Here is a 10,593-nt window from a genome sequence, read left to right as displayed (position 1 = left end):
ACGGCTTTGCAAAACACTGAAGATCTTCTTTACAAACTATTAGCAGGCCAGCTGAAATCTATCGGATTTTTTACAGAAAACAATACTCAGCCGGTCTTACAGGATTTTTACGGAAGATGGCTTGAAGAAAGCATCTCAATCTTAGTGCGAAACGGTTTTCTCAAACAGTCCGAGAATACGTACGTTTTAACGAAACCGATAGAACGTGCGGATGTACTGTGGAAAGAATGGGATGAAAAGAAAACTCCTTTACTCAAGGACAGTAATAAACAGGCGATGATCATTTTAGTAGAGACAGCCCTCAGAGCTTTGCCGGATATTTTATCCGGCAGAGTTTCTGCCACTGATATTCTGTTTCCCGATTCCTCTATGAATTTAGTAGAAGGAATTTATAAGAACAACACAACCGCAGATTATTTTAATGAAGTGCTTGCCGACACACTGACTGCCTTCATTGAAGAACGGGTGAAGGAAGACCCGGCGGCTGAAGTTCGGATATTAGAAATCGGAGCGGGGACGGGCGGAACAAGCGCAGCCGTTTTCCAAAGATTAAAAGAATACAAACACCATGTAAAAGAATATTGCTATACCGATTTGTCTAAGGCCTTTTTGATACATGCTGAAAAAGAATACGGCCCTGATAATCCGTATTTGACCTATAAGCGATTTAATGTGGAAGAGCCTCCCGCCCTGCAGGAAATAGAAGCGGGGGCATATGACGCGGTGATCGCGGCAAATGTGCTGCATGCAACGAAAAATATCCGTAAGACGCTGCGCAATGCCAAAGCAGTGTTAAAAAAGAACGGTGTTTTGCTCTTGAACGAAATCAGCAGCCATTCGGTCTATTCTCACCTGACATTCGGCCTTTTAGAAGGCTGGTGGCTCTATGAAGATGGTGAATTGCGCATTCCCGGATGCCCGGGCTTATATCCCGAAGCCTGGCAAAAGGTGCTGGAAAGCGAGGGATTCCGGTACGTTACATTTATGGCAGAATCGTCGCACCAGCTCGGCCAGCAAATCGTGGCCGCTGAAAGTGACGGGGTAATTAGGCAAAAGCAGCCGGGTGTGCAGGCGGTTGAAGAAATCGCAGCCTCCGCTGATCAGGTCCAATCTTCTGAACCTGGTCTGTCAGTCACAGACCAAACGATTCAATTTATAAAAGAAACGTTAGCAAAATCAATAAAGCTTTCTCCAGAACGTATTCACGATGAAACCAGCTTTGAAAAATACGGAATCGACTCCATTTTGCAGGTGAATTTTATCCGTGAGCTGGAAACATTGACAGGCGAGCTTCCGAAAACGATTCTTTTCGAACACACAAATACAAGAGAGCTTGCCGCATATTTACTTGAAAACGTTCCGGATAAATTGCAAAAGGCGTTTGTTACAGAACAAGCGCTTTCTGAAAAAGAGAAAACGGAACCGGTTATCAAGAAAGAAGCTCCTCCTGCCATTGAAACACGGCGATTTATAAAAGAAGAGCCAAAAGCGCCCAAGCAGGAACCGGCATCGGTTCCTGCCGCCCGCTCAAATCGTGAGGACATTGCCATTATCGGCATAAGCGGCCGATACCCGTTATCTGATACGCTTGATGAGCTGTGGGAGCACTTAAAAGCCGGAGACAGCTGTATCACCGAAGCACCTGAAAAAAGATGGCAGACATCGCTTCTGAAAGCATTGGCGAAAGAATCCTCCCAAGCTGACGGGAAAAAGCGGTACGGCGGATTCCTGCAAAATATCGACGCTTTTGACCATCACCTGTTTGAAGTGAATGAAGCCCATGTGATGGAAATGACGCCTGAGCTTCGATTAAGCCTTGAGACGGTGTGGGAAACATTTGAAAACGGGGGCTACTCTTTAGAGAGATTGAATAAATGGCAGAAAACGGAATCTGGCATTGGTGTCTTTATGGGCAGTATGTACAACCAATATTTTTGGAATATCCCTTCATTGGAGCAAGCCGCCCTCAGCTCTAACGGGGGGGATTGGCATATCGCAAACCGTATCTCTCATTTTTTCAATTTAACGGGTCCGAGCATGGGAGTTACGACCGCATGCTCCAGCTCACTGAGCGCCATTCATCTCGCCTGTGAAAGCCTGAAGCTCAACAGCTGCTCAATGGCCATCGCCGGCGGAGTGAACTTGACGCTTGAACCGTCCAAATATGATGCGCTCGAACGGGCGAATTTGCTGGAAAAAGGGAGTGAAAGTAAAAGCTTCGGAACCGGCACGGGGCTCATGCCGGGAGAAGGAGTCGGCGCGGTGCTGCTGAAGCCGCTTTCTAAAGCGATTGCCGATAATGATCATATTTACGGCGTGATTAAAAGCAGTGCTTTGTGCCACAGCGGCGGAAGGCAGATGTACACGGCCCCGGATCCGAAACAGCAGGCGAAGCTGATGGCTGCATCCATTGACAAAGCCGGTATTGACCCGGAAACGATCAGCTATGTTGAATCTGCGGCAAACGGCTCTGTATTAGGAGACCCGATTGAGGTCATAGCCCTAACAAATGCGTTTTCCCAATATACCGATAAAAAGCAGTATTGCGCGCTTGGCTCTGTTAAATCAAATCTCGGACACCTGGAGGCGGCTTCGGGCATGTCTCAGCTTACTAAGGTGCTGCTGCAGATGGACAGAGAAACTTTAGTCCCGACGATTAATGCAAGCCCGCAAAACCCGAATATTACTCTTGACCAAACGGCTTTTTATCTTCAGGAACAAACTGAGCATTGGGAACGCCTGAAGGATACTGAAACAGGCGAAACCCTGCCGCGCAGAAGCATGATTAACTCATTTGGCGCGGGCGGGGCATATGCGAATCTTATCGTAGAAGAATATATCAGCCCGGATTCTGTTCATGAAGCATACATCGGTCCTGAGGAATACCTTATTCCTGTCTCAGCGAAAACAAAATGGAGCCTTGAAGCATTTCTAGACAAATTACTGGCCTTTTTAGAAAAGTCACCTTCACATAATCTGGCCGGTATCGCATCCGCTTTACAAAAGAGAACGCACCATACCGAACATCGCGCAGCGTTTACTGCCGGTTCGGTTCAGGAACTGGTGAAAAAGCTGACAGCTTACCGGATGAATTCCGCGGCTGACGTTACCTCCTCTTCTGAGATCGGCAACCGGGCGCGCCAATGGGCAGCGGGAGGGACGGTTACCTTTTATCAGGAACAGAAAGAGCACTCCATCCATCTGCCAAACTATGCTTTTGACCGCCGAACGGCTTTTCACTTCGGTGATGCAGAAAGCGAGTCAGATGTTTATAGATACGATGAACCGTATGTGAAAGGGCATCAGTTTAACGGCGAACAAGTGCTTGTCGGGGCTACATACGGAAGCCTGGCCGCCGATGCGTTTTATGATATCTTTCCTGAAGCGGAAGGAGGTCAGATCAGCAAATTAAATTATGTCAGTCCTGTCACCGTCAACAAAGGCGATCGTATCGAGCTTAAAACAGAATCAAGGCAAAACGGCCCGTCTGTTGAACTGAACATAATGTATCGCAGTCATACGTCACGCGATTGGAAACAGGCCGCTTACGCCGAGTGCAGTCCATATGAATTTCAGAAAAAACGAATAGATATAGAGGCCCTTCAGCAGTCGTATCGTGAAATGGATCATATAGAAGACTTATATGGAGACGGAACCGGCGCCGTCAGGTGGGGAGAAGAATTTAAAACCGTCACCCGCCTTTTCAAAGGAGACGGCGCCGTTTTGGCAAGACTGAGTCTGAAGCAAAACGAATCACTCCGGGCGCATGGTTATGCCATCAGCCCATTCATCGCCAACAGCGCTTACGTGGCTATTCTATCTTTATTGGATCAATCAGATGCAGGCAGTTTCTTGCCATTTGGCATTAATTCCATTCAATTCGGCAGTCAGACAAAATTGACGGATTGCTGGCTGCACATCACGTTAGCCAAACATACGGGGGAGATGATCCTGTTTAACGCGGATGTCATCAGCGATGCATCTGAGACCGTGATCCGGTATGAAGGTTATGCTCTGAAACGGTTCCGCACGGCCGCGGATCAAACAGAACAGCCGGTTCTGGCTGACCCCAATACAGGCAGACTGAGTACGGGAAGTCTGACAGACGATATCCGCCGTTACGTTATCGGAAAGCTTGCGGGAATGATGAGCGATCCGGCTGCATCCCCGCGTCCTGATGCCAATATGATGGACTTGGGAATTGATTCAGCCCGTTTAATCGGCCTGACGAAAGAGATCGAACATGACGCAAAAATAGATGTCAACCCGACATTGTTTTTCGAGTATCCGACGATAGAAGAGCTGACAGGCTACTTTGCATCCGAATACGAGGCTGAATTTTCTCAATTGCTTGATCACAAGCAGCAGGCAAAAGAGCGTATGGAATCGCAAACAAAAGCTTTGCCGGAGGAAAAACAAGTAAGACAAAATGAAGCCCATAAGAAGAACGGAATGGCAATTATCGGCATGTCAGGACAGTTTCCGCAATCATCTGATATCCAATCATTTTGGGAACATGTCGTAAACGGAGACAATTGTGTTACGGAAATTCCGGAGGAGCGCTGGGATTGGCGCCGGTACGGTGCGGGTGAGGGTAAATCAAGCCTTCGCTGGGGCGGTTTTATTGACGGTATAGGCGAATTTGATCCGCTGTTTTTTGGGATATCGCCTAAAGAAGCGTCACAAATGAGCCCGGAACAGTTTCTCTTGCTGACACATACATGGAAGGCTATGGAGGATGCGGGACTGACCAGTAAGGCATTATCAAACCGGCCGACTGGCGTTTTCGTTGCCGCGGGCAACAGCGATCCGAACAATGGTGCGGCAATCCCGTCCATCATTCCGAACAGGATTTCGTATGCCCTGAATTTGCAAGGCCCGAGCGAATATTACGAAGCGGCTTGTTCGTCAACGCTTGTTGCATTGCACAGGGCGATTCAAGCCATCCGCAATAATGAATGTGAGCAAGCAGTCGTCGGCGCCGCCAATATCCTGCTTTCGCCGAAGGGCTTTCTCGGCTTTGATTCCATGGGGTATTTAAGCAAGGATGGACAAGCTAAATCCTTCCAAAATGACGCTGATGGTTTTGTCAGAAGCGAAGGTGCGGGCGTCTTCATCATCAAACCGCTGCAAAAAGCGATCGAAGACAGCGACCGCATTTATATGGTCATTAAAGGAACCGGCGTGTCTCATGGCGGTAAGGGAATGTCGCTTCACGCGCCAAACCCGGCCGGAATGAAGGCCGCGATGAAAAAAGCGTATGAAGGGTCTGACGTCGATCCGCGAACCGTCACATATGTCGAAGCCCACGGCATTGCATCCCAGCTTGCGGACGCGATTGAGTTCAATGCCTTAAAGACGGGATACAGCGAGCTTGAAGGAGCGGAGCAAAGCAATCAAGAAGACCAGCCTTGTTATATCAGCAGTCTGAAGCCTTGCATCGGTCATGGCGAACTTGCTTCCGGGATGGCCGCTCTCATGAAGGTGGCGATGGCGATGAAAGAAAACATCATACCGGGCATTCCCGGATTTACTGCCGTAAATAATCAAATGCCGATTCAAAAGAGCCGATTCCGTCTCACTGAAGAAAATCATGAATGGAGACAGCTGACAGATCATAAGGGCAGACAAATTCCGCGCCGGGCCGCTATTAACAGCTATGGATTCGGCGGCATAAATGCGCATGTGGTGTTGGAACAGTACAGTTCATCTCCAAAAGAAGCGGAACGAAAGCCTGAGCCTCAGATTGTCGTACTTTCTGCCAAGAGTGAAGAACGGCTCAAAGAAGCTGCGCGTCAAATGGCTGATTTTGCGGAGAAAGAGGAAGTCCCTTCATTCCGGGATCTCGCTTATACACTCCAAACCGGCCGCGATGCTATGAATTGCCGGCTGGCATTGGTCGTCCGCAATCAGGATGAACTGCTTCAGGGGCTGAAAGATTACGAAGAAGCATCTGATGAAAACGATGTGCTCCGAAGCTCTGTTCCCGCCTTTATCGGCAGTCAGAAAACGGGATTAGGGGATATCGGCGCCTTATTAGAAGGAACCCTCGGCAATGTCGTTATGGAGACACTCTTAGCAGAAACCAATTTAGAAAAACTGGCATTTTGCTGGGTCAGAGGTGCGGACATCCCTTGGGAACGGCTTCATCAAGGCAGACACGTTCAGCGAATCTCGCTGCCGACGTACCCGTTTGAAAAAAACAAATATTGGCGCGGGTTTGAAACGGAAGAGATCGAAGTTTCTCCTGCTGCAAAAGAGCCTGTTTCCAAAAACGGAGATCTGCGTTACATTTTAGCCGACATATTAGGGATGGACACGGCAGACATCCATCCGCAAAAGCCTTTGGCTGAATACGGTTTTGATTCAATCTCTTGTATTCAATTGCTGCAAAAGCTGGAGGCGTCTGCTGATCGGCGTATCAGTCTAGAAGCGCTTCAGAAGTGCAGCACGCTGGAGGAAATGACCGTTCTGGCAGCAGCGGAGCATCAGCAGGCCTCATCAAGAAATCTGCACAGGCAGTTTTCTGAGCTTGTTCATTTAAATGAGAGGGAAAAAGGCCGGCCCGTTTTTTGGTTTCACGGCGGAACGGGCGGCGTTGAAGCGTATCAGCCATTCGCCAAAAAGAGCCAGCGTCCTTTTTACGGCATCCAGGCAAAAGGTTTTATGACAGGGGAAGCCCCGCTGGAAGGAATTGAAGAGATGGCCGCTTATTATATGAACATCATTCAAGCCGTACAGCCGAAAGGCCCTTATGATCTCGGCGGATATTCCTTAGGCGGAATGCTTGCATATGAAACGGCCCGCCTGCTGCAGGAAGCAGGGCATGAGGTGAAAAGCATCGTCATGGTCGATACACCGTACAGCACAAAGTGGAAAGAAACAAAACCTTCATTAAAATCAGTTATGCTGCAAACGGTGAATACGATGCTTACGGCATTTCTCAAACCGGAAAAACCGGAGGAAGCATTGATCAGCCGGGAAGAAATCAGTGTACAGGCAGAGGAAGGAGATTTTTTGAAAGAGCTGATAGGGCTGGCGAAAAAACGCGGATTGCCCAAATCAGAAGAAACCATCCGTATCCAGGTTGAGCAAATGATAAACACTCAGCTCGCTTACGGAATGGAGGAGTATATCATTAAGCCTTTGCCTCATCCCGAAGCGCCGCAATGCTACTATTTCCGTAATAAAAGCGGCTTGTTTCTAGGCGGTCTTGAACGCTATTTGACGATTCAGGATGATCAAATCTCATTAGACCATGAGGCCTATTGGGAAGAATGGGAACGGCAGATGAAACAGTTTCATCTATTAGATGTCCATTCGTCCAGCCATGTGGTGATGCTTTCAGAAACAAAGCCGCAAAACGCCATAAAGGCTTTTTGTGAAAAGCTGTATGCGAATAAGGGCGCAATAAGTGCAAATTTCCTCAAATCGTTCAGAAAAAAGTTCGAAGATACAAATGAATTAGTGAAGCGTTAATGTGAAAAAAGGCCGCTGGGATGCCGGCGGCCTTTTTTCATTCAAAATAAACTAAATGTATCATGTACTAAATATTCATGATAAACATTTGATTCGTCGTTAAGAAATGAAAAACCCCCAATACGGGGGATTATCATTTTATAGTGTAACAGGCAAGGTCTCAAGCCCTCTTAAAAACACATTTTTTCTCCATTTGATATCCTCACGGGCAATGTTCAGCTCTATATTCGGGAACCGCCTTAAAAGCGCGGCAAACGCGATCGCCGCTTCCATTCTGGCCAGCGGAGCCCCGAGACAAAAATGGATGCCGAAGCCGAAAGAGATATGGCGGTTCGGCGTTCTCGCTATATCTAACGTCTCGGGATCATCGAAGTATTCCGGATCTCGATTGGCCGAACCGATTCCGATAAAAATCATGTCGCCTTTTTTAATAGAGGCTCCTTTATAAGTGAAATCCTCAATTGCCCAGCGATTCGCCATCATTACAACAGGGGAGGTATAACGCAAAAGCTCCTCGACCGCCGTATTGATCATCTCGGGCTGCCGCTTTACGTTTTCCAATTGGTCTTTGTGCAAAAGAAGCGCCAAAGTGCCTGAGCCGAGAAGATTAACCGTTGTTTCAAGTCCGGCTACAACTAATAAAAACAGCATGGAATATAATTCTGTCTCGCTCAGCTTTTGGCCGTCCTCTTCCGCATGAATGAGCTTGGTCGTCAAATCATCCGCCGGATTGGTTCTTCTTTCTTGGATAAGTGTTTTAATATATTGTTTAAACTCTCTGAGCGCCTGATTGGTTGTTTCTTGTCCGCTTTCTGACGTGTCGACCATCGCGTTGGTCCACACTTGGAACTTGGATCGGTCCTCTTTAGGAATACCGATCAGCTCGGAGATGACAATGAACGGAAGCGGGGCCGCGAAATCCCTCATGATATCGGCGTCTGCTTTTTTTTCCATGTCATCCAATAGCTCTTCCGTGATCTGTTCAATGCCTGTGCGCAGCTGTTCAATCATCCGGGGAGTGAACACCTGGTGCACCAAAGAGCGCAGCCGGCTGTGATCCGGCGGGTCCTTTGCGAGCATATGATCTGAAACAAAGTCAATATCCTCGCTGACATTCAGCTTTGCGATCTGTTCCTTCGTCATTACGCGTTTCACATCTCTGGTGATTCTGCTGTCTTTTAAAAATGCCATACAATCATCATAACGCGTAATTAACCATGCCGGAAATGCGCCGCCGAAACGGTGTAATTCGAATTTATGTATAGGGTCTTGCTCTCTGAACCTGCCTAATACCGCAAAAGGGTTTTCGTTAAACTCAGATGACTGTGGATGAAACATTAACTTTTCCATCTTGACTTCCCCGCCTTCCTGTTTTTAAAAGACATCACCAAGCAGTCTCAATCATTGAACACACGTGCCCGGGTGAACATTCCTCCTTTACATGCCGGAAACCTAAAATCTGGTTACATCGGCTCATGAGTATGTCTAAAACTATATATGGAAAGATAGAGGGATTCAATAGACAAATCATAAAGACTCCATTTTCGTTGATTATCAACAAAACATGAAATTTATTCTGGTATGTAATCATTTATAACATGGCCGCCTAATATACATATTTAGCTTCATGTCAACATTTGAGGAGGCTGTAAATGATGGCTTTAAAAAATGGATGGTATGTCTGCTTTTAGTGATCTCTTTTCAATTCGATTTTATGGGGGACGTGGGCAGGAAACCAATCTGGCGGTACAAAGGTATGGTTTATCGTTCAGTAATCAAATCTCCGGCATTGCCGGAGATTTTTTATGTCAGCTGGACATTAGAAACGGCAAAGAGTAAACTTATATGTTGGAATCGGCTGAGAAAGGATTGGATCACATTGACAGTCTCTGCATATCGAAATATTACGCTTTTACTTCTTTGTATGACTGCGGGAATTGTGGATGTGATTGGCTACTTAAGCTTGGGACATGTATTTACTGCCAATATGACAGGGAACATCGTGCTTCTCGGCTTAGCGATCGGCAATTCATTGCAGCTGACGGTACTCAAATCTCTCGCTTCCTTAATCGGATTTATTCTCGGGGTTATTGCGGCAGCTGCGCTTGTCGGAAATAAACAGAAAGCATTCTGGCCGCCTGCCGTGACGGCTGCTCTGGCGATTGAAGGGGCTGTTTTGCTTTTATTCGCTCTGTTTTCTTATTTTTTCGCGGGCGATGTATCAGTATATGTGCTGATCGTGCTTCTCAGTTTTGCGATGGGAATGCAGACGACTGCTGCGAGAAAGCTTGGCGTAGCGGGTATTTCCACGACGGTCTTAACCGGGACGCTTGCCAATTTCTTTGAAGATCTCACCGGGAGATTCTATAAAGCGGGAGACCGGAGACGTTTTACAAGAGATGCTGTTTTACGCGCGCTTGCCCTTGTGCTGTATTGCTTCGGGGCAGTGATCGGCGCCTTTGCCGAACCGGATTATAAATTTGCGATCATCTGGCTTCCGATCGTCATCATTTTAGGAATTATCATTTGCGCCATCACAAAGTTCCACGCTTATACGGAAGAAAAAGCCTAATAACGAAAAAAACGCCCTGAATAAGCGGCGTTTTTTTATTATTGCTGCCGATAAGTGCCGATTGTATAAACGGCGCGGTCCGTATGTACCTTTAATCCGTCATGCTCCTGCTGTATTTTCATGTCGCCGAGTAAAGGAATTTCATACGCGTCTTGAGGAAGGGGGACATTACCTTCTTCCGTATAGGTCGTTCCCTGACCTTTCAGTACGAGTTCTTCCTCTGCTACATAATCATCAGGATGATTTGTTTTGCGGATGAGCACGTCATCAAGGTGAAGCATGATTTGATCCAAGTCGGAAATCTCGTTCCGGCTGTCTGTCAGCTCGCCTTTTCTGATATTAAGCGTCTGCCCGATTTGTTGTTTCAGCCATTCAGACAGTTCGGTGTTTGTAAGTGCCATTGCTATTCCTCCTTTTGCTCTACACCATACTTATTCCCTATTCTTTTTAGAATTACACCGTTTGATATTTTTCTTTTTTCAGCCCGAGGTTCTAAGGATTTTCCGAGTTTTTTCATTATAATTGTTTTTCGATATTGATCT

4 protein-coding genes are annotated in these 10,593 nt (G+C 47.0%); 2 read left to right on the top strand and 2 right to left on the bottom strand.

Annotation, left to right across the window (positions count from 1 at the left end; all coding sequences use genetic code 11):
- Positions 1-6: 6 nt before the first annotated feature.
- The gene (locus J7E26_RS14840) at positions 7-7,479 is read left to right on the top strand and encodes a beta-ketoacyl synthase N-terminal-like domain-containing protein (RefSeq protein ID WP_214799141.1); all 7,473 of its coding nucleotides are present in this window, start codon (positions 7-9) and stop codon (positions 7,477-7,479) included.
- A 138-nt stretch (positions 7,480-7,617) separates the two neighbouring features.
- On the opposite strand, the gene J7E26_RS14835 is transcribed toward J7E26_RS14840, so the two are convergent.
- Positions 7,618-8,829, bottom strand: coding sequence for a cytochrome P450 family protein (locus J7E26_RS14835; RefSeq protein ID WP_214799139.1), 1,212 nt, complete (start codon positions 8,827-8,829; stop codon positions 7,618-7,620).
- Between the two features lie 529 nt (positions 8,830-9,358).
- Here J7E26_RS14835 and J7E26_RS14830 point away from each other — a divergent pair.
- Positions 9,359-10,051, top strand: a complete 693-nt coding sequence (locus J7E26_RS14830; RefSeq protein ID WP_214799903.1) for a YoaK family protein — start codon at positions 9,359-9,361, stop codon at positions 10,049-10,051.
- Positions 10,052-10,089: 38 nt separating this feature from the next.
- Here the strand turns inward: J7E26_RS14830 and ymzB are convergent, their stop codons facing one another.
- On the bottom strand, positions 10,090-10,452 hold the full coding sequence (ymzB, locus tag J7E26_RS14825) for a protein YmzB (protein WP_214799137.1): 363 nt from the start codon (positions 10,450-10,452) through the stop codon (positions 10,090-10,092).
- Positions 10,453-10,593 lie beyond the last annotated feature (141 nt).

The organism is Bacillus sp. ISL-51 (assembly GCF_018613535.1).
Taxonomy (GTDB): Bacteria; Bacillota; Bacilli; order Bacillales; family Bacillaceae; genus Bacillus.
Note: the sequence above shows the minus strand (reverse complement) of the source record. Positions and strands in the feature narration are given on the sequence as shown.